The following is a 25,305-nucleotide window of genomic DNA, read 5'->3' on the forward strand; positions in this document are numbered from 1 at the left end:
CTGACACGCGCAAAGGCCCAATGGCCCTTGGACAGCGCGTTGCTTATCGGGCAGTGACGGCCTGCTGCACCCTGATGGTTTGCTGCTGCGGGCAGGATGAGAGGGCACGTTTCATGGCGTCCTTTTCAGCTGCCGTCACCCAGAGGCCGTAAGCCGCCTTCACCGAGATTTGTCGCGCAACGTAATGGCATCGGATAGCAGTGTTTTTCGGCAGCCAGGTGGCTGCATCCCCTGCGCTCTTTTGCTGATTGGCAGCGCCGTCGGCGGCAATGAGGTTGAGGGGGTCGTTCGCCAGGCTTTGGCGTTCCTTCGGCCCCAGTCCCTGGGCTCCCTTTTGCCAGGCATCGCCGAGGGCCACCACATGGTCGATTTGGACGGCACGGCTGCTGTCGGAGCCGCGGCGGAAGTCCACATCCTGGCCTGTGTAGGGTTCACGGAAGTGCCCGGCCGTTACCTTGCACGTGGACCCCTCGGCGAAGACCACATCGGCAAGGTCCCTGCGCAGGATGTCGTTGCGGGTGTCGCAGCCATTACGGTCAACATCCAGCCAGGCCTGCCCGAACGCCTCCCGGCTGTAACCAGTGTTGGGCGCCCGGCCCTTCACGGCGAGGCCCTCCAGCGCGGATGCGGCGGTCCCGGCAGGTACGGGGTTGGGCTCCTGTACCGGTTTCATCCACGCGGCGTCGAAGACCGGTGCCTCAGTTGGTCCCTGCGGTGCGGGTCCGGCCGCGGCGAACTGGCCGGCGGTGAAGAACCAAAAGAGCGCGGCCAGGATGCCGGCGGCCGCTGTGATGAGCAATGCCCAGGCCTGCCGGGAACGGCGGCGTGCGCGGCGGTAGGCAGACCAGCTGACGGTCACGGGGTGGACGGCGGAAGGGAATAGTCGGGCACCCCAGCGAGCTTAGGACAAAGAGCCCGTCCCGCCGTTGATATCCACACTGTTGGGGACGAGTGATGGGTCACACGGCGGGCGGTGAGTACTGGGCTACTGCTCCTTGGTGACCCTGCGGAGGTCTTCCTCGGCGATGGCCAGCAGTCCCTCGAGCTGGCGCACCCGCTCGTCGGAGACGTCGCCGGTCTTCTGCGCGGCGCGGGCACGCTCCAGCAGCCGGACGGCTTCCTTGTGGTTGGCCTTGGCTACGTCCAGGGCGTGTTCGAGGGTGGTTTCGTGCTGAAGTGTCGATTCGTTGTCCATGCCACCAGTGTGGTCCCGATTCCCGGCTGATTCCAGAGAACCAGCCGGGAATTCGCAGGACGACACCTAACTCGTTAGACAGCGATCGCGGCCAGGGCGGCGGCGCTTTCCTTGGCAGGGAACGAGGGCGGGTTGACCCCTGCCATTTCTTCCATGACCCGGACCACCTGGCAGCTGTAGCCGAACTCGTTGTCGTACCAGACGTAGAGGACCAGGTTCTTGTCCGTGGACACGGTGGCCAGGCCGTCCACGATGCCGGCGCGGCGTGAACCAACGAAGTCGGTGGAGACAACCTCGGGCGAGTCGATGTAGTCGATCTGCTTGCGCAGGTCAGAGTGCAGCGACATCTCGCGCAGGTAGTTGTTGATCTCGTCCTTGGTGGTGCCGTTCTCCAGGGTGAGGTTCAGGATGGCCAGGGACACGTCCGGGGTGGGAACGCGGATGGAACTGCCGGTGAGCTTGCCCAGGAGTTCGGGCAGGGCCTTGGCCACTGCCTTCGCGGCACCGGTTTCGGTGATGACCATGTTCAACGCTGCGGAACGGCCGCGGCGGTCGCCCTTGTGGAAGTTGTCGATCAGGTTCTGGTCGTTGGTGAACGAGTGGACGGTTTCGACGTGGCCATGGACCACGCCGAACTTGTCGTTGATGGCCTTCAGGACCGGCGTGATGGCGTTGGTGGTGCAGGACGCCGCGGAAACGATCTTGTCCGAATCGGTGATGTCCCGGTGGTTGATGCCGTGGACGATGTTCTTCAACTCACCCTTGCCGGGGGCCGTCAGCAGGACCCGGGCAACGCCCTTGCTCTGCAGGTGCTGGCCAAGCCCTTCGGCGTCGCGCCAGCGGCCGGTGTTGTCCACCACCAGGGCGTTGTTGATGCCGTAGGCCGTGTAGTCGATCGTGGCGGGGTCGTTCGAGTAGATGACCTGGATTCGGACGCCGTTGGCCGTGATGGTGTTGGCTTCCTCGTCGATCCGGATGGTTCCTTCAAAGGAGCCGTGGACGGAGTCCCGGCGCAGGAGGCTGGCGCGCTTGGAAAGGTCGTTGTCGGAGCCGCGGCGCACCACGATGGCGCGCAGCCGCAGGCCGTGCCCGCCGCCGGCCTTTTCGATGAGGAGCCGTGCCAGGAGCCGCCCGATGCGGCCAAAGCCGTAGAGCACGACGTCGGTGCTGGTGCGGTCGTCGGCACCACGCTTGCCTACGATCTCTGCCAGCTCGTCCCGCAGGAATTCTTCAAGGGTGGCGCCGTTGCCTTCTTCCTTGAACTTCTGGTTCAGCCGCGCGATGTCGATCGCGGCGGCGCCCAGCTCGAGTTCGGCCAGGGTGTTCAGCAGGGGTGCGGTCTCCTCCAGGAGCAGTTCGTCCTTGGCCATCCGGCGCGCAAAGCGGTGTGCCTTGAGGATGTTCATGGTGGACTTGTTGATCAGGCTCCGTCCGTGGATGCTGGTCACCACGTTGTTTTCGCGGTACAGCCTGCCGATGACCGGGATCATGGCCTCGGCAAGGGCCTCCCGGCCCATCCACGTATCAAGACAAGAATCAGACGTCTGGCTCACAGAAATACCTTCCTCGGTTCAGCCGTGTACGTCCTCGTACACAGATGTTGGCCACCTGATGATGTCCAGGGGCACCGGCACCTGCAGGGATGACCCCCGGGCGCCTGGATCGCGTGCAAAGAAAAACCGCCGGCTGCGAACGCAACTTTCGGCGGTAGAACTCCTGCGTCCGGGTTCCATTCTAATTTGGCGCGCCCCGGGGAACACGCTTGCACTGCGTGAAATCACTCACACAGGCCCGGCCCGCCCGCAAGGCTGCAGCTGCGCCTCAGTTGTGGATGGCCGAATACAGGTTGAGGCTGGCGGAAAACACCAGCCAGGAAAAGTACGGCAGCACGAGGTATCCGGCGGCGGCGTCCACCGGTCCGAACCTCAGGACGAGGAACCCCAGGGTTGCGGTGAGGGCACAGATGACCGCGAAGGCAGACCACAGGGCCACCTCTCCGAGCATTGGGTACAGGGCAAAGAAGGTCACCGGCCACGCGGTGTTGAGCAGCAGCTGAAGTGCGTAGCCGACAAGGGCGCCTCCGGTGAGTCCGCCCTTGCGCCAGACCAGCCAGGCGGCAGCGGCCACACCCGCATACAGCGCCATCCAGGTGGTCCGGAACATCCACGACGGCGGCATCCACGGGGCCTTCAGTGACGTTGCGTACCAGCCGTTGGAGTTGAGGACGATCGGAAGGGAGGCGAGGACGCAGGCCAGGGCGGAAAGGCCCAGGAAACCGGCGAGCGCCACACCTTGTGAACGGGCGCCGGGAATGCCCGCGGCAGGTGCGGGGCGGGATTCAGGAATTACGGGCACGGTTCAGCATCCCCGACACGTTGCCCGTGGTCAAACACGGGTTTGCGGATGGGACAGCCGGTACGCCGGGTTCTGTTCTCCCCCTCCGTTACCGGATGTGGGAGCGACGGCCATCCATCTACGAGTGCCGTTGCCGGCACCCTCCAGCGGCCTACCCGGACACTCGGGCGGGCAGCCCTCGAACGTGTCCTGTCTGGCCTTGCTCCGGGTGGGGTTTACCTAGCCTTCCCGGTCACCCGGGAAGCTGGTGGTCTCTTACACCACCGTTTCACCCTTACCTGCTCTCCCCGGCCGGAACCGGAAATGCGGGCGGTCTGTTTTCTGTGGCACTGGCCTGCGGGTTACCCCGAGTGGGCGTTACCCACCACCCTGCCCTGCGGAGCCCGGACGTTCCTCGAGCCACTTGCGTAGCGCGCGGCCGTCTGGCTGTCCCATCCGCGTCCAGTCTACCGGCGCGGCCGGCCGCTTTCGTCGCCGGTAGGATCGGACGGTGCTGATTCTGCTTCCCCCTTCCGAAGGCAAGACGCCCGCCCTGCGTGGTTCCGCCATCGACTGGTCCGCCCTGGGTTTCCCGGAGCTCAACCCATACCGCGCCAAGGTCCTTGAGGCATTGGGAACTGTCAGCGCACACCAGGACGCCCTCGCCATGCTGGGCGTGGGTGCGTCGTTGCGTGGCGACGTCGAACGTAACACGCGCCTGCACGCCGAACCGGCGGCGCCGGCACACAGCATCTACTCCGGCGTCCTCTACGACGCGCTGGGTTACCGGACACTGACGTCGGCCCAGCGCCGCAAGGCCGATGAATCGGTCCTGGTGATCTCGGCGCTGTGGGGGGCCCTGCGCTTTTCCGACAGCGTTCCCGCCTACCGCCTGTCCATGGGGACGGCCTTGCCCGACATCGGCCGGCTGGCTTCGTTCTGGAAGGCGCAACTCACCGATACTTTGGGCGCCGCAGCCCAGGGGCACCTGCTGGTCGACTGCAGGTCCAGCACCTATGCCGCTGCCTGGGCGCCGCCGCCCGAACAAACGGTCTCCGTGAACGTCTTGACCGAGACCGGCGGGGTCCGCAAGGTGGTAAGCCACTTCGCCAAGCACACCCGCGGCGAACTGGCGCGGCACCTGCTGGTACGCCGCGGAAAAGCCCCCGCCGCGCCGTCGGACCTCTTGAAGGCCGCCCGCGAAAAGTGGGATGCAGAACTCGTGCCGGGCATCGCCCGCAAGCCGCACGCCCTCAACATCATCCTGGCCGGCTGATCTGTCGGGTTGATGAAGCCGGGCTAGGCCACCGGGCGCTCAGGACCACTCGTCGGAGCGGACCAGGATGGCGCCGGAGTCCGGGCAAAAGACGATCTCGTCGGCAGCTGCAGCCTTGATCTCGGCGAGGTCGCCGGGGCTGAGCTTCATGCCGGAGGCTTCCGAGGTGCCGTGGAAGAGCCGTGCCGCGCCCACTCCGCGCTTGGCCAGGGTCTTTTCGTAGACCGCGAGCATGGCCGCGTCCAGGCCGGCGGCGAATTCGGCGCGCTGGGAGCGCAGCCCTGCGGCTTCAGTTTCCACCTCGGCCAGGGCGCCATCAAGTTCGGCCCGGATGGTGCCGAAGGAGCCCTTGATGTCATCGACGATCTGCTGCTGGGCCGCCTGGCGTTCCCGCAGCGATTCGAGCCGCTCCATGACTTCCAGTTCCGCATCTTCCAGGTCCGAGCGGCGCTTGTTCAGGGAAGCGATGTCCTTTTGCAGGGCCACCAGGTCCTTGGAAAGGCCGGTACCGCTGTTGAGCCGGGCCTCGTCGCGTTCGATGCGCGAGGCAACCTGTTCGACGTCGGCCTCGGCCCTCTTCAGCTCGGCCTCGGCGTCGTGCACGGCCACCTTGGCCGCGCCCAGTTCACCGTTCGCTAAGGACAGCGCGGCCTCAAGGTCTTTGATGCGGGGATCGTTTTCCAGCGTCCGGCGGCGGTTGGCGAGGCCCTTCAGCCTTGCATCAAGGCCCTGCAGTTCGAGCAACTTCAACTGTTCCGCCGGTGCTGCCTTGGCCACTGTTACCTCCGCTAGATTCCTTCCGGCCGGGGCCGGGCACCGTACCGGCGCTTCCTAGACTCTAGCGCCTGCCCTGCTCCCCCGCCTCGCTTAGCCGGGAGTCAGGATGAAGTCCCAGGGATCGGTGTTGGTGGTGCTGACCCGGAGCTCCACCTCATGGCCCTGGTCAGCCAGGACGTTGCCCAAAGCTGCTGCCGCGGCAGGCAGCCAGAGCCACTCACTGGCAAAATGCGAGACATCCACCAGGTAGGGCCGGCCGTTGAGGGCAGCCTCGCGTGCCTCCGATGCCGGGTGGTGGCGAAGGTCGGCGGTGACGTAGACGTCGGCGTTGCTGGCCCGTACTTCAGCGAACAGCGAGTCCCCTGCACCTCCGCACACCGCGATGCGCCGCACCAGTCCGTCCTTGTCTCCGGAGACGCGCACTCCCCCGGCAACGGACGGAAGAATCCCGTACACGCGCGCCGCGAAGTCACCCAGGCTCATGGCTTCAGCCAGGTCGCCCACCCGCCCAATGCCTTCCTCCGGCAAGCCGTTGGCGGCAGTGGTGAGCGGGGCCGCGTCCTGGAGCCCCAAGGCGTCGGCCAGGACATCGGAAACACCTCCGACGGCGGAGTCCCCGTTGGTGTGCACGGTCAGCAGCGCCGTGCCCGATTCGATGAGCCGGTGGACAGCCCGGCCCTTGGCCGACGTGGCGGCCACCGACGTGACGGCCTTCAGCAGCAGCGGGTGGTGGGTGATCAACAGTTCGGCGCCCCACTCAACGGCTTCCTCGATGACCTCGAGCGTGGGGTCGACCGCGAACATCACTTTGGATACGGGCGCGGACGGGTGCCCTGCCACCAGCCCAACCTCGTCCCATCCCTCCGCCAGGGACTCCGGCCACAGTTCCTCCACCGCGAGGAGCAGTTCGGCCAAGGTGGGAGCCTCCGCGGAACCGGCCGGAGCCGGCGTGTCGGAGGAGGCTTCGCCGTCGTGATCTGCCTTGCCGGTAACGTCGGTGTTCTCAGGTTGCATAGTCTTAGTTTTACCCCATCGGCTTCGGGCCGCCGCAGTTTGCGCCGGGCGCGCTGCAGGGTGCCGGGAATGATCCGGCGCCGCCAACCATTGAAGAGGTCATGAAAACTTTTGTTCTGGGCGGAGGCTGCTTCTGGTGCCTTGACGCCGTCTACCAGAAGACCAGGGGCGTGACCTCGGTGGTATCGGGCTACACCGGCGGCCACGATCCCGAGCCCGACTATTACTCTGTCTGCAGCGGCACCACCGGGCACGCCGAGGTTGTGGCGGTGACTTTTGATGAGGAGGTCATCCCTGCCGAAGTCGTCCTGGACATGTTCTTTGCCCTGCATGACCCCACCACCCTGAACCGCCAGGGATACGACGTGGGCACCCAGTACCGTTCCTCGATGTTTTACGAAACCGACGAGGAGAAGGTCCTGTTCGAGGAAGCGATTGACCGCAACCAGGCGCTGTGGTCCCACCCGATCGTCACGGAAGTCAGCCGCCTGCCCCGTTTCCACGTGGCGGAGGAATTCCACCAGGATTACTACGCCAAACACCCGGAACAGGGATACTGCCAGGTGATCATCAACCCTAAGCTGGCCAAGGCGCGGAAATATTACTCTGCATGGCTTAACGCTTAGCCACCGTTACACGGCCTCGTTAGGCTGACCTCAGTATCCACCCCTTAGAGATAGGCGTATGTACATGGCACGGATCTATGACGATGTGACGCAACTGGTCGGCGGGACCCCGCTGGTTCGGTTGAACCGGCTCAGCGAGGGGCTGGACGCCACCGTTGCCGTGAAGCTGGAGTTCTACAACCCGGCCAACAGCGTCAAGGACCGCATCGGTGTTGCCATCATCGACGCCGCTGAAAAGTCGGGCGCCCTGAAGCCCGGTGGCACCATCGTCGAAGGCACCTCGGGCAACACGGGCATCGCCCTTGCCATGGTGGGTGCTGCCCGCGGCTACAAGGTCATCCTGACCATGCCAGAGACCATGTCCACCGAACGCCGGGTCATGCTGCGCGCCTTCGGTGCCGAGATCGTCCTGACCCCGGGTTCCGAGGGCATGCGCGGTGCCGTGGAAAAGGCCCAGGAAATCGTCGCCAACACCGAGAACTCCATCTGGGCGCAGCAGTTCGCCAACGAAGCCAACCCGGAGATCCACCGCAAGACCACCGCTGAGGAGGTCTGGGCCGATACCGACGGCGCCGTGGACATCTTCGTTGCCGGCATCGGCACCGGCGGAACCATCACCGGCGTCGGCCAGGTGCTGAAGGAGCGCAAGCCCGGCGTACAGATCGTGGCCGTGGAACCGAAGGACTCCGCCATCCTGAACGGCGGCGCCCCCGGCCCGCACAAGATCCAGGGCCTGGGCGCCAACTTCATCCCCGAACTGCTGGACACCAACGTCTACGACGAGGTCCTGGATGCCACGCTGGAAGATTCCGTCCGCGTGGCCCGCGACCTGGGCATCAAGGAGGGCATCCTGGGTGGCATCTCCTCCGGTGCCATCGTCTGGGGTGCGCTGGAACTGGCCAAGCGTCCCGAGAACGCGGGCAAGCTGATCGTGGCGGTCGTATGTGACTTCGGTGAGCGTTACATCTCCACCGTGCTCTATGACGACATCCGCGGCTGATCAGTCCGCTGTCCGCCCGTTTCCTGTAGAAAGAACTTTGTGGGCTTTTTCGCAAGACTGAAGGAAGACCTCGACGCCGCCCGGTCCCATGACCCGGCGGCTCGAGGTTCTTTTGAGAACTTTTTCGCCTATTCCGGCCTGCACGCCATCTGGATCCACCGGCTGACCCACCGCATGTGGCAGAACCCCGCCCTGCGTTTCCCGGCGCGGCTCCTGTCGCAGCTGGGGCGCTCCTGGACCGGTATCGAGATCCATCCCGGCGCCACGATCGGCCGGCGGTTCTTCATTGACCACGGCATGGGCGTGGTGATTGGTGAGACCGCCGAGATCGGCGAGGACGTGATGATCTACCACGGAGTGACGCTCGGCGGGCGCTCCCTGGCCAGGATCAAGCGGCACCCCACCATCGGCGACCGGGTCACCATCGGGGCCGGAGCCAAGGTCCTGGGGCCAATCACCATCGGCCGCGACAGTGCCATAGGCGCCAACGCAGTGGTGGTCAAGGACGCGCCGCCGGAATCGATCGTCACCGGGGTTCCCGCCAAGTGGCGGCACCGGGATGCGCAGCGGGAAACCAAGCCCGCGGTTGATCCGGCCGAGTACGACATCGAATACCGCATTTGATCCAATAGCAGGTACAGCAAGAGGCGGGCAGTTCCACCGGGAAACCGGGGAACTGCCCGCCTCTTGCTGTACGGCGGCAGTTGCTAGTGCGTGTCCACCGCTTCAACTTCGGACTTGTCTTCGCCCCACAGGGTGTGGAAGGTGCCTTCGGTGTCGATGCGTCCGTACGTGTGTGCACCGAACAGGTCGCGCTGGCCCTGGATCAGGGCGGCGGCTACGCGCTTGCGGCGCAGACCGTCGTAGTAGGCCAGCGATGAGGAGAACACCGGCACCGGAATGCCGAGCTGGACGGCGGTGGCAACGACGCGGCGCCAGGCCGGCAGGGCGTCGGCGATGGCCTTGGTGAACGCCGGGCCGAACAGCAGGTTTGCAGGCTTCTCGTCAGCGGCATAGGCCTTGGTGATGTCCTTGAGCAGCTCGGCCCGGATGATGCAGCCTGCGCGCCACAGGGAGGCGATTTCGTCAAGCTTCAGGTCCCAGCCGTATTCCTTGGCAGCGGAGGTCAGCATGTCCAGCCCCTGGGCGTAGGAGACCAGCTTGGAGGCGTAGAGGGCCTGGCGGACGTCCTCAACGAACGTCTCGGGGATCTCGACGGTTGCCTCGTTGCCGGCCAGCAGTTCCTGGCCCAGCTTGCGCTGTGCGGCCTGGGAGGAGAGGGCGCGGGCGAAAACCGATTCGGCGATGCCGGACACCGGCGAGCCAAGTTCCAGCGCGGAGATAACGGTCCAGCGGCCGGTGCCCTTCTGGCCTGCGGCATCAACGACGACGTCGACGAACGGCTTGCCGGTCTTGGCGTCAACGTGGCCCAGGACCTCGGCAGAGATCTCGATCAGGAAGGAGGACAGCTCGCCCTTGTTCCACTCGGAGAAGATCTTCGCCTGCTCCGCGGGCTCGATGCCTGCGCCGGAACGGAGCAGGTCGAAGGCTTCGCCGATGACCTGCATGTCGGCGTACTCGATGCCGTTGTGGACCATCTTGACGAAGTGCCCCGCACCGTCGGTGCCGATCCAGGCGCAGCAGGGCTCGCCGTCGACCTTTGCGGAGATCTTCTCCAGCAGCGGGCCAAGGGCCTTGTAGGACTCCTTGGAGCCGCCGGGCATGATGGACGGGCCGTTCAGGGCGCCTTCCTCGCCGCCGGAGACACCGACGCCCACGAAGTGCAGGTCCTTCTTGGCCAGCGCCGCTTCCCGGCGGCGCGTGTCCTCGTAGTGGGAGTTGCCGGCGTCGATGATGATGTCGCCCGGCTCCAGCAGCGGCTCCAACTGCTCGATGACGGAGTCCACGGGCTTGCCGGCCTTCACCATGATGAGCACGCGGCGCGGCTTCTCCAGGGAATCAACCAGTTCCTGCAGGGTTTCAGTCCGGATGAAGTCACCCTCTGAACCGTGCTTTTCCAGCAGCGCGTCCGTCTTCTCCACGGACCTGTTGTGCAGGGCAACCGTGAATCCGTTGCGGGCCAGGTTGCGCGCCAGGTTGGCGCCCATGACGGCGAGGCCGGTGACACCGATGTGTGCAGACATCAATAACTCCAATTCATTGTTCGCCTCGGCTGCCGGCTTCCGCAGGCGGGAAGTCACCGGGGCAGATCAGGGGGTCGGAATAAAGCATATATATTCTGGCGGTGACGCGAAAGTAACGTCCGCGTCATGGAACCCGTTGTGTGTCGTTGCCAGTCTAGGACGACTGCCCGGGACCCACCCCGCTCCCTTCCCAGACGCCCGGCCTGCACAGTTCCCGGCTGCAAACGCGGGGTTTCCAACAACTAGGCTTAGCAGCATGACCAGCAGCCTCCACCACCGTGCCATCGAAAACCTGGGCACCCGGATTATCTCGGGGGACCTCCCTGCCGGCCACGTCATGCTCGCCGAGCAGCTTGAGGATGAACTGAAGGTTTCCCGTTCGGTAATCCGGGAAGCAGTCAGGGTTTTGCAGTCGCTGGGGCTGGTGGAGACCACCAAGCGGGTGGGCATCCGGGTACTGCCGGCAAGCCGCTGGAATCCCTTCGACCCGCAGGTAATCCGGTGGCGGCTGGCCAGCGATGCCCGCGGCGCGCAGCTGCGCTCCCTTGCCGAACTGCGGGCCGCGGTGGAGCCGGCGGCTGCCGAACTGGCAGCACAGAACGCCCCGGCCCCGTTGCGGATGGAGCTCGTGGATGTTGCCCATGCCATGCGGGAGGCCGGCAACAACGGGGAAGTTTCCCGCTTCCTGGAATTGGATATCCGGTTCCACTCGCTGCTGCTCTCGGGTTCGGGTAACGAGATGTTCGCCAACCTCATGGGCCAGGTGGCCGAAACCCTGACCGGCCGTACTGTCCACGGACTGATGCCGGACCACCCGCACAAGGCAGCCCTGCAGTGGCATGAGGACGTGGCGGAGGCGATAGCCAGGGGTGACGCCGAAGCTGCCCGTGAAGCGTCCGACCGGATCATGCGGCGCACTATGTCCCAAATGGCCGATACCTGGACGGAGCAGCCACGGGTGTTCATCCCCGTCCGGCAATAAGCGGTACCCACTGTCGCAGCCAAAGCTCCGCCCAAAGCCATGGGCGCCATGCCCAAGTGACAGTCATGAAATGCGGACAGCTTTTTGTTTCCGGCAGTTCACGGTATATTCATCCCAAGCCCTCCCCCGCGGCATCCCCCAATAGTCGCGGTGGAGGGTTTTCCAATGCCCGCGATCGGCCGGCGGCGAGCGGCTCCTCAGGCCGCCCCTGCTGCGGATTCCCTCAGCCGCCACCCGCCTCCCAGGCCGTCGCGCTGCAGGTACATGGTGGCCAGGGCCGACTTGGCGTTGTTTCCCAGCCTGACCTGCAGCTGAAGGACCTCCACGTCCACTCCGCCGCTGCCCTTTGGCATCCGGCGGCTGGTTTCCCACCAGTTGATGCGCTCGAACCATCTGACTGGCTCGGCACCCACGGCCCATTCCCTGCCCCTGCTCAGCACCGCCGTCGGCATCCCGTCGCTGTCTGTGTGCACTATGACGTGTTCCATTGCTGCAACCTATGGCAAGGGTCAGACAATCGGCCTACAGGAGGACCGGCAAGAAAAAACCCCGCTGCCTTCGCCGGGTGGGCGGGCAACGGGGTTTTGCTGGTGGGTCCTACCGGGATCGAACCGATGACATCCACGGTGTAAACGTGGCGCTCTACCAGCTGAGCTAAAGACCCAAATCGCGTTGATCCCGGCCGTTCCGCCGCAACCAACGAACATAGACTCTACCGGACTGGAGGCAGGAAACGCGAATCGGCAGGAAACGCTTCCTAAAGGGAGGGAAGTTCAGCCGCAAGGTATTGCAGCGCCTGGCTGACCCCTGCCTCGAGCTTGATGGTTGCCTTGTCGTCGCCCCGGGTGGCACCACGGTTGATGATGACCACGGGCTTGCCCTCCTTGGCGGCGTGCCTGACGAACCGCAGGCCGCTCATGACCGTCAGGGACGAACCGGCAACCAGCAGGGCAGCTGCCTGGTCCACCATGGCGTATGAGCGTTCAACCCGGTCTTTAGGGACATTTTCCCCAAAGTAGACGAAGTCCGGCTTCAGGGTTCCGCCGCAGGCAGGACAAACAGCCACCACAAAGCTGTCAATGAGGGCCTGGTCTTCAACGGTGGCGTCAGCGTCCGGCGCCACTTCCACCAGGCCGGTGGCTGCGGCCCGTTCCAGGAAATCCGGGTTCAGTTCCTCGAAAACACCGGCAAGGAGCCGTCGCGAGTAGGTACGTCCGCAGTCAAGGCAGATGACCTGGTCATACCTGCCATGGAGGTCGACGACGTTTGAGCTGCCCGCGTCCTGGTGCAGCCGGTCAACGTTCTGCGTGATAAGCCCGGTGAGGTAGCCGCGCCGTTCCAGTTCGGCGGCGGAGTAGTGGCCCTGGTTGGGGTCGGCGTGCCGCATGTGCGACCATCCGATGTGGTTCCTGGCCCAGTAACGCTGCCGGTTTGCTGCGTGGCGGACGAACTCCTGGTACGTCATGGGCGACCGGGGCGGCGAGTCCGGACCGCGGTAGTCCGGAATGCCGGAGTCGGTACTGAGCCCGGCGCCCGTCAGCAGGGCGAACGGGGCGCCGGCGAGCAGGTCCCGGATCTGGACCAGAACCGCCAGTTCCTCCCCGGATGGCGGCACAGGGAGGACCGGCGGCCTGCTGGCAAAGCCGGTAAGGCCCGTCCCCCGCCGCTGCCCGGGCATGACGTCTCAGGCCTGCTTCAGGTCCGCCAAGGCGGTGCGGTACTCGTTGAAGTCGCGCGCCTGGCCCCGTGGATTCACCACGCTGTAGCGGACCTTGCCTTGGGAATCGATGATGAAGGTGGCCCGTTTGGCCATGCCGCTGCCGGCGTCGAACACTCCGTAGGCTGTGGCCACCGCTCCGTGCGGCCAAAAGTCGGCGAGGAGGTCGAAGTTGTAGCCTTCCTGGGCCGCGTACGCGCGGAGGCTGTACTTGCTGTCCACGGACACGCCCAGGACCACCGCGTTCGAGTTTTCGAACATGCCCAGGTTGTCCCGTATTTCGCACAGTTCTCCGGTGCAGATGCCGGAGAACGCAAAGGGATAGAAAACCAACGCCACGTTTTGCCCGCGGAAGGATGACAGCCGCACCGGCTCGCCATACTGGTTGGCGAGCTCGAAGTCAGGTGCTGTTGCTCCCAGCGCAGGGACAGCTGGAGAAGCGGCCTCAACCGCTGCCGTCACTTGTTCTTCCTGCTGACCAGGCGGGTGGCGCTCCAGTCCTTCGAAACTCCGGCGGAGGTGGTGACATGCAGGCCGGCGGTTGGTGCGGCCTCCTGGATGTCTGCGGGTGAGACGTAGCCGTCCCTGCCGGATTTGGGGGTGAGGACCCAGACGACGCCGCTTTCGCTCAGGGTGGTGAGGGAGTCCACCAGGCTGTCCACCAGGTCTCCGTCGCCGTCGCGCCACCACAGGATGACGGCGTCCGCCACTTCATGGTCGTCCTCGTCCAGCATCTCGGAACCGGTGAAGTCCTCAATATCGTCACGCAAGTCGAAATCGACATCGTCGTCGTAACCGAACTCCTGAATCAGATCCCCGTTTTTGAAACCCAATTTTTCCGCCACATTTACCGAAGTGGCGGCGTCGGCCTCGCTCACGTGTTCCTCCAATACCTCATATATGCGGTGTGCATAGTGATTTCCATTACTCCCAAGCCAACACCCTTTGTGCCTGCGCTTCAAGCTGCCGCCCCCGGGATTGCGCATATTCTGCGTCACATCCCGCGACAACAGCCCCGTCGCAGGGGCTTTTGGTCACACAACCAGTATGACGAACGAAATACAACTGGAGCGCCGGGGCCGCAGCTACGCATCGGGTTCGCGTCAGGGCTAGAGTGGCTGGTGACAACTATGCCTGCGGGACGACAACCGTGTGACTCCGTGCAGACATAGGAGCGCTAGGAAGCTGCCCGGCACACATAACCGGGCTGTTGTAACCGATACGTCGCACACGGCGTATATACGCCGGGCAGTCACCCTGCCTGGCCTGAGTGCGCCGATTCATGCGCGCAAAGAGAGGTTGGACGTGGCTGCAGGAGAAGAGACCTCCCATATCCTCAGCGGGTTGACTAACCAGCTGCCTGATCGTGATCCGGAAGAGACTGCCGAGTGGGTTGAGTCCCTGGATGCGTTGATCAGGGAACAGGGTACCGAGCGTGCCCAATACATCATGCGGAGCCTGCTGCAGCGCGCGGGCGCGCAGAGCGTGGGTGTGCCGATGGTGACCACCACCGATTACGTGAACACGATCCCGGTGGACCAGGAAGCAGAGTTCCCGGGCAACGAGGAATACGAACGCCGCTACCGGGCCTACATGCGGTGGAACGCCGCGGTCATGGTGCACCGGGCGCAGCGGCCCGACATCGGCGTCGGCGGGCACATCTCCACGTACGCCGGCGCAGCGACCCTGTACGAGGTCGGGTTCAACCACTTCTTCCGCGGCAAGGATCACCCCGGCGGCGGGGACCAGGTCTTCTTCCAGGGCCACGCCTCCCCCGGCATGTACGCCCGGGCATTCATGGAAGGCCGGCTCTCCGAGGAAGACATGGACGGGTTCCGGCAGGAAAAGTCCCGCGCCGGCCACGCCCTGTCCTCCTACCCGCACCCGCGCCTGATGCCGCACTTCTGGGAATTCCCCACCGTGTCCATGGGCATCGGGCCGATGAACGCGATCTACCAGGCCCAGAACAACCGCTACCTGCACAACCGCGGCCTGAAAGACACCTCCGACCAGCAGGTCTGGGCGTTCCTGGGCGACGGTGAAATGGACGAGCCCGAGTCCCGCGGCCTGCTCCAGCTCGCCGCGAACGAGAACCTGGACAACCTGAACTTCGTGATCAACTGCAACCTCCAGCGCCTGGACGGGCCGGTCCGGGGCAACGGCAAGATCATGCAGGAACTCGAAGCGTTCTTCCGCGGCGCGGGCTGGAACGTGATCAAGGTCGTCTGGGGCCGGGAATGGGATGACCTGCTCACCCGCGACACCGACGGGTCCCTGGTGAAGATCATGAACGAAACCGTCGACGGGGACTACCAGACCTACAAGGCCGAATCCGGCGGGTTCGTCCGCGAACACTTCTTCGGCAAAACCCCGCAGACCAAAGACCTCGTCGCGGACCTGACCGATGACCAGATCTGGAACCTCAAACGCGGCGGCCACGACTACCGCAAGGTCTACGCCGCCTACAAGGCCGCCACCGAATTCAAGGGCAAACCCACCGTCATCCTCGCCCACACCGTCAAGGGCTACGGCCTCGGCCCCCACTTCGAAGGCCGCAACGCCACCCACCAGATGAAAAAACTCACTCTGGACGACCTGAAGAAATTCCGCGATCACCTCCGGATCCCCATTACGGACGAGCAGCTGGAGAACGACTCGTACCGGCCGCCGTACTACCACCCCGGTAACGACGCCCCGGAAATCAAGTACATGATGGAGCGCCGTGCCGCGCTGGGCGGATCAGTCCCGGAGCGCCGCAACACCCACGCTGAGATCGTGCTGCCCGAGGCGAAGTCCTACGAGGTGGCCAAGCGCGGTTCGGGCAAGCAAATGGCCGCCACCACCATGGCGTTCGTCCGCCTGCTCAAGGACCTGATGCGGGACAAGAACTTCGGCAAGCACATCGCCCCGATCATCCCCGACGAAGCCCGCACCTTCGGCATGGACGCGTTCTTCCCCACGGCGAAGATCTACAACCCCAAGGGCCAGAATTACTTGTCGGTGGACCGTGATCTGGTCCTGGCGTACAAGGAGTCCCCCGCGGGCCAGCTGATCCACCCCGGCATCAACGAAGCCGGCGCCGTGGCAGCGTTCACCGCCGCCGGAACCTCCTACGCCACCCACGGCATCCCCCTGGTCCCGGTCTACGTGTTCTACTCCATGTTCGGCTTCCAACGCACCGGCGACGCCTTCTGGGCAGCAGCGGACCAAATGACCCGCGGCTTCATCATCGGCGCCACCGCGGGACGGACCACCCTCACCGGCGAAGGCCTCCAGCACGCCGACGGCCACTCCCCCCTGCTGGCCTCCACCAACCCGGCCGTACTCACCCACGACCCCGCCTACGGCTACGAGATCGGACACATCGTCCGCTCCGGCCTGGAACGGATGTACGGGGAAAACTCGACGGATAAGAACGTCATGTACTACCTCACCGTGTACAACGAACCCATCATCCAGCCCGCAGAACCGGAGAACCTCGACGTCGAAGGCGTCATCAAGGGCATCTACCTGCTCGCCCCGGCAAAGATCGACGGTCCCCGCACCCAGATCCTCGCCTCCGGCGTCTCCGTACCCTGGGCCCTCGAAGCCCAGCGCGTACTGGCCGATGACTGGAACGTCTCCGCCGACGTCTGGTCCGTGACCTCCTGGAACGAACTGCGCCGCGACGGCCTCGCCGCCGAAGAAGAAGCCTTCCTCAACCCCGGCCAGCCCGCCCGCGTCCCCTTCGTCGCCCAGCAACTCGAAGGAGCCACCGGCCCCATCGTCGCCGTCTCCGACTACATGAAAGCAGTCCCGGACCAGATCCGGCAGTTCGTCCCCAACGAATTCGCCACCCTCGGCGCCGACGGCTTCGGCTTCTCCGACACCCGCGCAGCAGCCCGCCGCTACTTCAAGAACGACACCCACTCCATCGTGGTCCGTGCCCTTGAAATGCTGGCGCGCCGCGGCGAGGTGGATGTCGACGCCCCGGTGAAGGCGATCGAGAAGTACAAGCTGCTCAACGTCAATGCCGGCACCACCGGCAACGCCGGAGGCGAAGCCTAGCCTTCGGGCTGGACAGCGGAACCAGCAGCGAACGACGGCGGCCCTCACCCCACAAGGTGAGGGCCGCCGTCGTTCGTTTCAAAAGCAGCCGGAGCGCTGTGACGCAGCGCAAAGCGAATTGTAGCCTTCGCACAAATGGAGCTTGCGGGGCGGTGGCCGTATGCTCAAAGAATGCCAGCACCAGCAAGCCCGTCTTCGAAGCGGAAACCGCCCGCACCGAAGGTCACCCCGGAGAAGTCCGAGACCCTCAAGCAGCTTCGTGCCAATGTGGGACAGCTCTCCACCGCCACCATGCGCAAGCTGGAGCAGTCGCTGCCGTGGTACAGCCGGCTCAGCGCTGACGAGCGGTCGGCCCTGGGCATGGTGGCGCAGAACGGAATCGCGGCCTTTGTCACCTGGTATGAGCGGCCCAGCTCGCCGTCGTGGATTCTCACCGACGTCTTCGGGACCGCCCCCACTGAGCTGACCCGTTCCATCAGCCTCCAGAAGGCACTGCAGCTGATCAGGATCGTGGTGGAGGTGGTGGAGGACCAGGTGCCGGTCATCGCACCGGAGGCAGACCAGCCGTCCCTTCGCGAGGCGGTGCTGCGCTACTCGCGGGAAGTCGCCTTTGCAGCCGCAGATGTTTACGCCAGGGCTGCCGAGTCCCGCGGATCCTGGGACACGCGCCTGGAAGCCTTGATCGTGGATGCGATCCTGCGCGGCGAAAACACCGACGCACTGCGCTCACGCATTGCAGCGCTTGGCTGGAAGGCGCAGGAACGGTTCACGGTCATGGTGGGCAATTCGCCGTCCGAACCCAGCGCCAGCTACGTCAGCGAGCTGCGCCGAATGGCTGGGCGGTACGCCGAGGATGCGCTGGTGGGGATCCAGGGCGACCGGCTGATCCTTATCCTTGGCGGGGTCCAGGACCGCGAAACCGCGTACGTGAAGCTGAGCGACATGTTCGCCCCCGGGCCTGTGGTCTATGGCCCGGAGGCCAGCTCGCTGCTGGAGGCCAGCAGCTCCGCCCAATCGGCGTTTGCCGGGCTGACCGCTGCCCGGGCCTGGCCGTCCGCACCCCGTCCGGTGGCCGCCGATGACCTGCTGCCGGAACGGGTTATTTCCGGCGACGACGCTGCCCGCCGTTCCCTGGTGAAGAACATCTACCGGCCGCTCCTGGCGGCCTCCAACGGCCTGGTGGAAACGCTGGGAACGTACTTGGAACTGGGCCACTCGCTGGAGGCCACGGCGCGCGAACTCTTCGTCCACGCGAACACCGTCCGGTACCGGCTGAAGCGGGTCTGCGACGTCACCGGCTGGGACCCGCTGCTCCCGCGTGAGGCGTTCGTGCTGCAGGCGGCACTGGTCGTGGGCCGTCTTTCAGCCCCGCCGAAGGCCGCCACGGAGCGGCAGGCTTCCCGGAACCAGGCCTGAGGCATTGTAGACTTCCTACAACCTGACCCCGTGAGCTTGGTGCGGAGAAACACCGCTGGATCACACAGTAATTTGGAAAGCTGGTTACGTGCTTGCAATAGTCTGCCCTGGACAGGGCTCACAGACCCCGGGTTTTCTGGCCCCTTGGCTGGAACTACCCTCGGTGGCAGGCCAACTGGCCTCCCTGAGTGACATCGCAGGGATCGACCTGATCGCCCACGGGACTACCTCCGACGAGGAAACCATCAAGGACACTGCCGTGGCGCAGCCCCTGATCGTTGCCGCGGGGCTGGTCACCGCCGCCTCCCTCTTCGATGTTGAACTCAACTCCCTTCCGGTCATCCTGGCCGGCCACTCGGTGGGTGAGATCACCGCTGCCGCCCTCGCCGGAGTGCTGACGGAGCAGGAAGCCATGACGTTTGTCCGGGAGCGCGCCAACAGCATGGCCGCCGCGGCAGCCGTCACACCCACCGGCATGAGCGCTGTCGTGGGCGGTGACCCCGCAGGGGTGCTTGCGGCGATCGAGGCATCCGGTGCCACACCGGCAAACGTCAACGGTGCCGGCCAAACAGTTGCCGCAGGTACCTTTGAACAGCTCAAAGCGCTTGCTGACAACCCGCCCGCCAAGGCGCGCGTCATTCCGCTCAAGGTTGCCGGCGCATTCCACACCAGCCATATGGCCCCTGCAGTCGCCGCCCTGGAGGCGCTGGCGCCGCAGCTGAACCCGGTGGCCCCGAAGGTGCCCCTCCTGTCGAATTACGACGGCGGGGAAGTCACCGACGGAGGCGCCGCCGTCGAAAGCCTGATCGCCCAGGTGTCCCGCCCGGTGCGCTGGGACCTGTGCATGGAGACCATGGTGAAGCGCGGCGTCACCGGCCTGATCGAGCTGGCTCCTGCGGGCACCTTGGCCGGACTCGCCAAGCGCGGGATGCCCGGCGTCAAGACCGTTGCAGTCAAGACCCCCGACGACCTTTCCGCCGCGCTGGCGCTCTTCGCAGAACTGGAGGGCAACGCATGAGCGTTCCCACACTGAAGCAGGCTCCCATCCAGGAGCACACCCGGATCGTGGGCCTGGGGGCTTACCGGCCGGATGTCATCGTCACCAACGAGGACGTATGCCAGTGGATCGATTCCTCTGATGAGTGGATCCGCCAGCGCACGGGCATCATCACCCGCCACCGCGCTGCTGCCGACGTTAGCGTGATCGACATGGCTGAGGGAGCGGCCCGCGAAGCCATGGAGAAGGCCGGCATTGATGGCTCGGACCTGGGTGCCGTGATTGTCTCCACCGTGACCCACCCCTACGCCACGCCCTCCGCCGCAGCCAGCCTGGCCGACAGGATCGGGGCCACTCCGGCTCCTGCCTTTGACATCTCCGCGGCCTGTGCCGGTTACTGCTACGGCATTGCCCAGGCGGACGCCCTGGTCCGCTCCGGCGCCGCCAAGTATGTCCTGGTGGTCGGCGCAGAGAAGCTGTCGGACGTCATCGACAACCGCGAACGCACCATTTCCTTCCTCCTTGGGGACGGTGCCGGCGCCGTCGTCGTCGGCCCCTCCGACACGCCGGGCATCGCCCCCTCGGTGTGGGGTTCTGACGGCAGCAAGTGGAATGCCATTGGCATGACCCGCTCCCTGCTGGATGTCCGCGACCTGGGACTCGCCGCCCGCCAGTCCGACTCCACGGGCGACCTCGCGCTTCTGGAAGAGGCGCAGGAGCTGTACCCCACCCTCCGGCAGGACGGCCAGACCGTCTTCCGCTGGGCAGTGTGGGAGATGGCCAAGGTGGCCCAGCAGGCACTCGACGCCGCCGGCATCGAGGCCGAAGACCTGGTGGCCTTCATCCCCCACCAGGCCAACATGCGCATCATCGACGAGATGGTGAAGAAGCTGAAGCTGCCCGAGACGGTTACAGTGGCACGGGACATTGCCGAGGCCGGCAACACATCCGCTGCCTCCATCCCGCTGGCAACGCACCGGCTCCTTCAGGAGAACCCCGGACTGAGCGGCGGGCTGGCCCTGCAGATCGGTTTCGGTGCCGGGTTGGTGTTCGGCGCACAGGTAGTTGTCCTTCCCTAGATACGCCCAAGGGCCGCAACCGCGGCCTGGACCGTTTCCGGCAGCCTCTGCCGGCAATACAAGAAAAGGAGCCACACATGGCTAGCAACGAAGAGATCCTGGCCGGCCTGGCTGAAATCGTCAACGAGGAAACCGGCCTGGCCCCGGAGGCCGTCGAGCTGGACAAGTCCTTCACTGAGGACCTGGACATCGACTCCATCTCCATGATGACCATCGTGGTCAACGCCGAGGAAAAGTTCGGCGTCCGCATTCCGGACGAAGAGGTCAAGAACCTCAAGACTGTTGGCGACGCTGTCAGCTTCATTGCCGGAGCACAGGCCTAGTCACAGGCTTTTCGCCGTCTTACGGCTTGGCAGGGCTGCCGGTCCGGATTGACCGGACCGGCAGCCCGCCGCATTTATCCGGCGCAGTACCCCGACCGGGACTGGCCGATCATCAACATGTGCGGGACCCTGCGGCGGACGCAGCCGGATTCCCCACCGACGAAAGAGTGATCCCATGACACGCAAAGTAGTCATTACCGGTCTGGGTGCCACCACGCCCATCGGCGGCGATGTCCCCACCATGTGGAACAACGCCCTCAAAGGGGTCTCCGGTGCCCGCACCCTCGAGGACGACTGGGTAGCCAAGTACGAGCTCCCTGTCCACTTCGCCGCCCGGTGCAGCACGCCGGCCCTCGACGTGCTGAGCCGCGTTGAGGCCAAGCGGATGGACCCCTCCACGCAGTTCGGCGTCATCGCCGCCCGCGAAGCCTGGGCTGATTCCGGCATCACGGAATTCGACCAGGACCGGCTTGCCGTGGCCTTTGCCACCGGCATCGGCGGCGTCTGGACCTTGTTGGACGCCTGGGACACCCTCAAGGAAAAGGGCCCGCGCCGGGTCCTGCCCATGACCGTCCCCATGTTGATGCCCAACGGTGTTGCCGCGGCCGTCAGCCTGGATCTTGGCGCCCGAGCCGGCGCCCACACGCCCGTATCTGCCTGCGCCTCGGGCACCGAGGCCATGCACCTCGGCCTGGAACTCATCCGCTCCGGCAAGGCAGACGTGGTGATGTGCGGTGGCGCGGAAGCCGCCATCCACCCCATGCCGCTGGCAGCGTTCGCATCCATGCAGGCCCTGTCCCGCCGGAACGACGAGCCCGAGCGTGCCTCCCGTCCGTACGACACTGCCCGTGACGGCTTCGTCATGGGTGAAGGCGCCGGCGCCCTGGTCCTCGAAGCAGAGGAACACGCGCTTGCCCGTGGAGCCCGCATCTATGCCGAGCTCGCCGGTACCTCGGTTACGGCGGACGCCTACCACATCACGGCCCCGGACCCCGAAGGGCTGGGCGCCACCCGCGCGCTGAAGGCTGCCATGTTCGATGGCCGGATCCACGCTGAAGACGTGGTTCACGTGAACGCGCACGCCACCTCCACCCCCGTTGGCGACAAGCCCGAGTACACGGCGCTGCGTGCCGCCCTGGGCGCCCACGTGGAGAACGTGGCCGTCTCCGCCACCAAGTCGCAGATGGGCCACCTCCTGGGCGCCTCCGGTGCCGTGGAGGCTGTCCTCACCGTCCTGGCCGTCCATGAGCGCAAGGCCCCGGTCACCATCAACCTTGAAAACCAGGACCCTGAAATCCCGCTCGACGTTGTCACCTCCGCCCGCGAACTGCCCGCAGGCAGCATCGTGGCGCTGAGCAACTCGTTCGGCTTCGGCGGTCACAACGCCGTGGTGGCCATCCGCAGCGTGTAGTCCGTGCGGGTTGTCCCGGATACGAAAGGAGGCCCCGCCGGCTGGCGGGGCCTCCTTTGTGCTATGGAAGTGTTGCTGCTGTTTTAGCCGCCCGGGAATGGACGACGGCGGTCAGCCCACCTGGTGGAGCCAGCGGACCGGGGCGCCTTCGGCAGCATGGCGGAACGGCTCAAGTTCCTCATCCCAGGCTTCGCCCAGGGCGAGGGACAGTTCATGGTAGACGGCGGATGGGTCGCCGGCGCCGGACTCATAGGCGTACCGAATGCGGTCCTCGGACACCATGATGTTGCCATGGACGTCAGTGACAGCATGGAAAATTCCCAGCTCGGGGGTGTGCGACCAGCGGCCGCCGTCCACGCCCTGGCTGGGCTCCTCAGTAACCTCATACCGAAGGTGCGCCCAGCCACGGAGGCAGGACGCCAGTTTCGAACCTGTACCGGGCGCGCCGGTCCAGGACAGCTCGGCCCGGAACATTCCGGGCGCGGCTGGCTGAGCGGTCCACTCAAGGTCCGTCCGCTTGTCCACCACAGCGCCGACCGCCCACTCAACGTGGGGGCACAGCGCCGTAGGGGCCGAGTGAACGAACAGCACACCACGGGTCGTTGCAATAGACATTCCATCCTCCATAGCTCTAGGTACGTCTTCCCCAACGACCTCTGCCTGGATGGAACTGCCATGCCTTCACTGCGGCGGTGGTTCCCTGTATTCAGATGTATCAGATAAAGCTGTGTCCGGACTTGCCGCGCCGAACGAAACCACAGGGGCTTCAAGCGGTACTTGAAAGTTGCCGGACGTGACTCTTATTGTGCCGTACCTCATGGAATTACGCCAGTGCGATTAGCTGCGGTGGTCAAGCCCTGGGATGGGCCTGCTGATAACTCTTCCGCAGGCGGTCCACCGAGACGTGAGTGTAGATCTGGGTGGTGGCCAGGCTGCTGTGGCCCAGAATCTCCTGCACCGCGCGAAGGTCGGCTCCGCCGTCGAGCAGATGGGTGGCGGCAGAGTGCCGGAGCGCGTGGGGTCCAGTCGCGGAGGTATCTCCCAGTGCTTCAAAGAGCATATTGACCAGGGCGCGGACCTGGCGCTGGTCCACCCGTGCACCGCGGGCGCCGAGAAAAAGGGCCGGTCCGCTGGTGTCCTTGGCCAGTGCCCGGCGTCCCCGCCGGAGCCAGTCGTCGAGGGCCACGGCTGCGGGAACTCCGAACGGGACGGTACGTTCCTTGTTGCCCTTGCCGATCACCCGCAGCGTCCGGCGGTCCGGATCCAGGTCATCGATGTCCAGGCCCACAAGTTCGCCTACCCGGATACCCGTGGCGTAGAGGAGTTCGACCATGGCCCGGTTCCGCACGGCGATGGGTTCGCCCTCAAAGGCCGAGATCTCGAGCCGCTCCAGGATCCGCGTGAGCTGGGAGGCCTGCAGGACGCCAGGCAGGGATCCTTCGCGTTTGGGTGCCTTGAGCCGCAGCGCAGGGTCCACGTCGATGAGTTCCTCACGGAGCGCCCAGGCGGTGAACGTCCGGGCCGTAGCAGCCCGGCGCGCGAGGGTCGCCCGGGAGGCCCCCGATGAGCTTTGATTGCCCAGCCAGCGGCGGAATGTCCCCAGTTCAAGGTCGTTCAGCCCTGCCACGCCTTCTGATGCCGCATGGGACAGGAGGCTGCGCAGATCACCCAGGTAAGCGCGCCGGGTATGGGCCGATACCGCACGTTCCCCTGACAAGTAACCGGCAAAGCCGTCCAGGGCCGCGCTGAGCTCCGCGGGCAGTTCATCATTATCCACTCCTCTACCTTCCCAGTTGCATGGCTTCCTCCCCAGGCAGACACGGTCATCCCCTGCCGCGTTTCCACCCGCCCCGCTCGGAGACAGCGAGTCCAAGCAGCCCCAGCCTCCCCAGTCCTGCCCGGACCGAATCCTGGCCAAGGCCCGCCACCGCCGAAAGCTTTTCCACGGAAGTGGTGGAACGCAGCGGCAGCGCGTCCAGCAGGATCAGGTCCTCCAGGGTCAGCCCGTCCTGCACTGCGGCTTCCGCCGTACGCTGTTCCGGCAGGGCCGTTCCGCTGGGTGAAGCCAACTCGGCCACCTCGGCTGCATCGGTGACGCAGACGGCACCCCCGTCCCGAAGCAGGCGGTGGCAGCCGGCGGAATTGGCGCTGTGGACCGAGCCGGGAACGGCACCGACGGCGCGGCCCAGGGTTTCGGCGTGGTGGGCCGTGTTGAGTGCTCCTGAGCGCCAGCGTGCCTCCACCACCACGGTCACCGCGGAGAGGGCAGCTATCAGGCGGTTCCGTTGCAGGAACCGGAAGCGGGTCGGTGCCGACCCAGGCGGCACCTCGGCCAGTACCGCGCCCTGGTTTGCCACAGAACGCAGCAAATCATCGTTGCCCGATGGATAGAACCGGTCCACTCCCCCGGCCATGACGGCGATGGTGGGGACGGCGGCGGAGCCACCGGCAAGCGCTGCCCGGTGGGCGTGGGCATCAATCCCGTAGGCTCCGCCTGAAACCACGGTAAAGCCGCGCTGCGCCAGCGAGTACGCGAGATCCCCTGTGACGGCTGCTCCATAGCTGGTGCTGTCCCTTGATCCCACAAGGGCGATGCATTTGTCCACGGCCGGCAACGGCTGCTGCTGGCCGCGCCACCAGAGACAGATGGGCTCCTGGATTCCCAAGTCCGCGAGTTGGACCGGCCACAGCTCATCGCCTGGAATGATGAGACGGCCACCAAGGCGTGCCATGGTGGCAAGGTCGCGTTCCGGCGCAAGGTCGGGAAGCCGTGGCTGCCAGCGCTTCAGCGCGGCGGCCAGCCCCGCCCAGCTTCCGCCGGCACCACTGTCCGCCAGCAGAAGGGTGATCTCGCGCTCCAGGTCGGGACCTGCCGATATCTGGCCGGTGGCGATGCGCAGGGCGTCAATTGCCCCGGCGATCTGAACGAGGGCCAGGCCGGCCGTATCCTGCGGCTCCATCAGCCGC

General features: G+C 65.4%; 25 protein-coding genes, 1 tRNA gene and 1 other RNA gene. 11 read left to right on the plus strand and 16 right to left on the minus strand.

Annotation, left to right across the window (positions count from 1 at the left end; all coding sequences use genetic code 11):
* Window positions 1–43: 43 nt before the first annotated feature.
* The 5 genes from ACETK3_RS12575 to rnpB form a co-directional block, all read right to left on the minus strand.
* Window positions 44–859, minus strand: coding sequence for an HNH endonuclease family protein (locus ACETK3_RS12575; RefSeq protein WP_306970589.1), 816 nt, complete (start codon window positions 857–859; stop codon window positions 44–46).
* A gap of 126 nt (window positions 860–985) precedes the next feature.
* A complete protein-coding gene (locus tag ACETK3_RS12580; RefSeq protein WP_236798628.1) occupies window positions 986–1,195 on the minus strand; it encodes a hypothetical protein in 210 nt (69 codons plus the stop codon).
* Between the two features lie 74 nt (window positions 1,196–1,269).
* Window positions 1,270–2,748, minus strand: coding sequence for a glyceraldehyde-3-phosphate dehydrogenase (locus ACETK3_RS12585; protein WP_306970592.1), 1,479 nt, complete (start codon window positions 2,746–2,748; stop codon window positions 1,270–1,272).
* Window positions 2,749–3,016: 268 nt separating this feature from the next.
* Window positions 3,017–3,550 (minus strand): TspO/MBR family protein, encoded by a 534-nt coding sequence (locus ACETK3_RS12590; RefSeq protein WP_236798630.1) that lies wholly within the window; start codon window positions 3,548–3,550, stop codon window positions 3,017–3,019.
* 45 nt (window positions 3,551–3,595) lie between these two features.
* Window positions 3,596–3,984, minus strand: an RNA gene (rnpB, locus tag ACETK3_RS12595) — RNase P RNA component class A.
* A 56-nt stretch (window positions 3,985–4,040) separates the two neighbouring features.
* Here rnpB and ACETK3_RS12600 point away from each other — a divergent pair.
* A complete protein-coding gene (locus ACETK3_RS12600; RefSeq protein WP_373993005.1) occupies window positions 4,041–4,805 on the plus strand; it encodes a YaaA family protein in 765 nt (254 codons plus the stop codon).
* 39 nt (window positions 4,806–4,844) lie between these two features.
* Here ACETK3_RS12600 and ACETK3_RS12605 read toward each other — a convergent pair whose 3' ends face one another.
* Window positions 4,845–5,582, minus strand: coding sequence for a zinc ribbon domain-containing protein (locus ACETK3_RS12605; protein WP_373993006.1), 738 nt, complete (start codon window positions 5,580–5,582; stop codon window positions 4,845–4,847).
* A 90-nt stretch (window positions 5,583–5,672) separates the two neighbouring features.
* A complete protein-coding gene (locus ACETK3_RS12610; protein WP_373993007.1) occupies window positions 5,673–6,596 on the minus strand; it encodes a Nif3-like dinuclear metal center hexameric protein in 924 nt (307 codons plus the stop codon).
* A gap of 101 nt (window positions 6,597–6,697) precedes the next feature.
* On the opposite strand from ACETK3_RS12610, the gene msrA reads away from it, so the two are divergent.
* From msrA to epsC, 3 genes are all read left to right on the plus strand, one after another.
* Entirely contained in the window at window positions 6,698–7,222 is a 525-nt protein-coding gene (gene msrA, locus ACETK3_RS12615; RefSeq protein ID WP_236798634.1) for a peptide-methionine (S)-S-oxide reductase MsrA, read from the plus strand.
* Between the two features lie 64 nt (window positions 7,223–7,286).
* The gene (cysK, locus tag ACETK3_RS12620) at window positions 7,287–8,222 is read left to right on the plus strand and encodes a cysteine synthase A (protein WP_236798635.1); all 936 of its coding nucleotides are present in this window, start codon (window positions 7,287–7,289) and stop codon (window positions 8,220–8,222) included.
* 39 nt (window positions 8,223–8,261) lie between these two features.
* The gene (gene epsC / locus ACETK3_RS12625; RefSeq protein WP_142133583.1) at window positions 8,262–8,846 is read left to right on the plus strand and encodes a serine O-acetyltransferase EpsC; all 585 of its coding nucleotides are present in this window, start codon (window positions 8,262–8,264) and stop codon (window positions 8,844–8,846) included.
* A gap of 83 nt (window positions 8,847–8,929) precedes the next feature.
* Here epsC and gndA read toward each other — a convergent pair whose 3' ends face one another.
* Complete coding sequence (gene gndA / locus ACETK3_RS12630; RefSeq protein ID WP_237428340.1) at window positions 8,930–10,366, minus strand: NADP-dependent phosphogluconate dehydrogenase; 1,437 nt, start codon at window positions 10,364–10,366, stop codon at window positions 8,930–8,932.
* Window positions 10,367–10,622: 256 nt separating this feature from the next.
* Between gndA and ACETK3_RS12635 the strand changes: the two genes are divergently transcribed.
* On the plus strand, window positions 10,623–11,348 hold the full coding sequence (locus ACETK3_RS12635) for a FadR/GntR family transcriptional regulator (RefSeq protein ID WP_237428341.1): 726 nt from the start codon (window positions 10,623–10,625) through the stop codon (window positions 11,346–11,348).
* Between the two features lie 197 nt (window positions 11,349–11,545).
* Here ACETK3_RS12635 and ACETK3_RS12640 read toward each other — a convergent pair whose 3' ends face one another.
* The 5 genes from ACETK3_RS12640 to ACETK3_RS12660 form a co-directional block, all read right to left on the minus strand.
* Window positions 11,546–11,836: a hypothetical protein gene (locus ACETK3_RS12640; protein ID WP_236798638.1), complete on the minus strand. Its 291-nt coding sequence runs from the start codon at window positions 11,834–11,836 to the stop codon at window positions 11,546–11,548.
* A 100-nt stretch (window positions 11,837–11,936) separates the two neighbouring features.
* Window positions 11,937–12,012: transfer RNA gene (locus tag ACETK3_RS12645), tRNA-Val, on the minus strand.
* Window positions 12,013–12,105: 93 nt separating this feature from the next.
* Window positions 12,106–13,026 carry an NAD-dependent protein deacetylase gene (locus ACETK3_RS12650; RefSeq protein WP_236819854.1) on the minus strand — a complete coding sequence of 307 codons (921 nt, stop codon included), beginning with the start codon at window positions 13,024–13,026 and terminating at the stop codon, window positions 12,106–12,108.
* Between the two features lie 6 nt (window positions 13,027–13,032).
* A complete protein-coding gene (locus ACETK3_RS12655; protein WP_236798640.1) occupies window positions 13,033–13,527 on the minus strand; it encodes a peroxiredoxin in 495 nt (164 codons plus the stop codon).
* On the minus strand, window positions 13,524–13,943 hold the full coding sequence (locus ACETK3_RS12660) for a DUF3052 domain-containing protein (protein WP_236798641.1): 420 nt from the start codon (window positions 13,941–13,943) through the stop codon (window positions 13,524–13,526). Before ACETK3_RS12660 ends, ACETK3_RS12655 begins: the two co-directional genes overlap by 4 nt.
* A gap of 427 nt (window positions 13,944–14,370) precedes the next feature.
* Between ACETK3_RS12660 and aceE the strand changes: the two genes are divergently transcribed.
* From aceE to fabF, 6 genes are all read left to right on the plus strand, one after another.
* A complete protein-coding gene (gene aceE, locus ACETK3_RS12665; RefSeq protein ID WP_373993008.1) occupies window positions 14,371–17,112 on the plus strand; it encodes a pyruvate dehydrogenase (acetyl-transferring), homodimeric type in 2,742 nt (913 codons plus the stop codon).
* 171 nt (window positions 17,113–17,283) lie between these two features.
* Window positions 17,284–18,528, plus strand: a complete 1,245-nt coding sequence (locus ACETK3_RS12670) for a CdaR family transcriptional regulator (protein WP_236798643.1) — start codon at window positions 17,284–17,286, stop codon at window positions 18,526–18,528.
* An 88-nt stretch (window positions 18,529–18,616) separates the two neighbouring features.
* Window positions 18,617–19,546: an ACP S-malonyltransferase gene (locus tag ACETK3_RS12675; protein ID WP_236798644.1), complete on the plus strand. Its 930-nt coding sequence runs from the start codon at window positions 18,617–18,619 to the stop codon at window positions 19,544–19,546.
* Window positions 19,543–20,604, plus strand: a complete 1,062-nt coding sequence (locus ACETK3_RS12680; RefSeq protein ID WP_236798645.1) for a beta-ketoacyl-ACP synthase III — start codon at window positions 19,543–19,545, stop codon at window positions 20,602–20,604. The genes ACETK3_RS12675 and ACETK3_RS12680 overlap by 4 nt, the downstream gene beginning before the upstream one ends.
* Window positions 20,605–20,681: 77 nt before the next feature.
* The gene (locus ACETK3_RS12685; RefSeq protein ID WP_009359314.1) at window positions 20,682–20,927 is read left to right on the plus strand and encodes an acyl carrier protein; all 246 of its coding nucleotides are present in this window, start codon (window positions 20,682–20,684) and stop codon (window positions 20,925–20,927) included.
* A 175-nt stretch (window positions 20,928–21,102) separates the two neighbouring features.
* Window positions 21,103–22,338: a beta-ketoacyl-ACP synthase II gene (gene fabF, locus ACETK3_RS12690; RefSeq protein WP_236798646.1), complete on the plus strand. Its 1,236-nt coding sequence runs from the start codon at window positions 21,103–21,105 to the stop codon at window positions 22,336–22,338.
* Between the two features lie 111 nt (window positions 22,339–22,449).
* Here the strand turns inward: fabF and ACETK3_RS12695 are convergent, their stop codons facing one another.
* The 3 genes from ACETK3_RS12695 to dprA form a co-directional block, all read right to left on the minus strand.
* Window positions 22,450–22,953, minus strand: coding sequence for a DUF3145 domain-containing protein (locus ACETK3_RS12695; RefSeq protein WP_236798647.1), 504 nt, complete (start codon window positions 22,951–22,953; stop codon window positions 22,450–22,452).
* 235 nt (window positions 22,954–23,188) lie between these two features.
* The gene (locus ACETK3_RS12700; protein WP_236798648.1) at window positions 23,189–24,115 is read right to left on the minus strand and encodes a tyrosine recombinase XerC; all 927 of its coding nucleotides are present in this window, start codon (window positions 24,113–24,115) and stop codon (window positions 23,189–23,191) included.
* Window positions 24,116–24,161: 46 nt separating this feature from the next.
* Complete coding sequence (gene dprA, locus ACETK3_RS12705; protein ID WP_236802878.1) at window positions 24,162–25,298, minus strand: DNA-processing protein DprA; 1,137 nt, start codon at window positions 25,296–25,298, stop codon at window positions 24,162–24,164.
* Window positions 25,299–25,305 lie beyond the last annotated feature (7 nt).

It is taken from the genome of Arthrobacter sp. E44 (genome assembly GCF_041877125.1).
GTDB lineage: Bacteria > Actinomycetota > Actinomycetes > Actinomycetales > Micrococcaceae > Arthrobacter.

What these genes read in the sequence shown, in the direction of transcription:
- msrA (WP_236798634.1), top strand. Translation starts at nt 6,698, where the DNA reads ATGAAAACTTTTGTTCTGGGCGGAGGCTGCTTCTGGTGCCTTGACGCC.
- ACETK3_RS12580 (WP_236798628.1), bottom strand. Translation starts at nt 1,195, where the DNA reads ATGGACAACGAATCGACACTTCAGCACGAAACCACCCTCGAACACGCC.
- ACETK3_RS12670 (WP_236798643.1), top strand. Translation starts at nt 17,284, where the DNA reads ATGCCAGCACCAGCAAGCCCGTCTTCGAAGCGGAAACCGCCCGCACCG.
- ACETK3_RS12680 (WP_236798645.1), top strand. Translation starts at nt 19,543, where the DNA reads ATGAGCGTTCCCACACTGAAGCAGGCTCCCATCCAGGAGCACACCCGG.
- fabF (WP_236798646.1), top strand. Translation starts at nt 21,103, where the DNA reads ATGACACGCAAAGTAGTCATTACCGGTCTGGGTGCCACCACGCCCATC.
- ACETK3_RS12685 (WP_009359314.1), top strand. Translation starts at nt 20,682, where the DNA reads ATGGCTAGCAACGAAGAGATCCTGGCCGGCCTGGCTGAAATCGTCAAC.
- gndA (WP_237428340.1), bottom strand. Translation starts at nt 10,366, where the DNA reads ATGTCTGCACACATCGGTGTCACCGGCCTCGCCGTCATGGGCGCCAAC.
- ACETK3_RS12610 (WP_373993007.1), bottom strand. Translation starts at nt 6,596, where the DNA reads ATGCAACCTGAGAACACCGACGTTACCGGCAAGGCAGATCACGACGGC.
- cysK (WP_236798635.1), top strand. Translation starts at nt 7,287, where the DNA reads ATGGCACGGATCTATGACGATGTGACGCAACTGGTCGGCGGGACCCCG.
- ACETK3_RS12695 (WP_236798647.1), bottom strand. Translation starts at nt 22,953, where the DNA reads ATGTCTATTGCAACGACCCGTGGTGTGCTGTTCGTTCACTCGGCCCCT.
- ACETK3_RS12635 (WP_237428341.1), top strand. Translation starts at nt 10,623, where the DNA reads ATGACCAGCAGCCTCCACCACCGTGCCATCGAAAACCTGGGCACCCGG.
- ACETK3_RS12650 (WP_236819854.1), bottom strand. Translation starts at nt 13,026, where the DNA reads ATGCCCGGGCAGCGGCGGGGGACGGGCCTTACCGGCTTTGCCAGCAGG.
- ACETK3_RS12640 (WP_236798638.1), bottom strand. Translation starts at nt 11,836, where the DNA reads ATGGAACACGTCATAGTGCACACAGACAGCGACGGGATGCCGACGGCG.
- dprA (WP_236802878.1), bottom strand. Translation starts at nt 25,298, where the DNA reads ATGGAGCCGCAGGATACGGCCGGCCTGGCCCTCGTTCAGATCGCCGGG.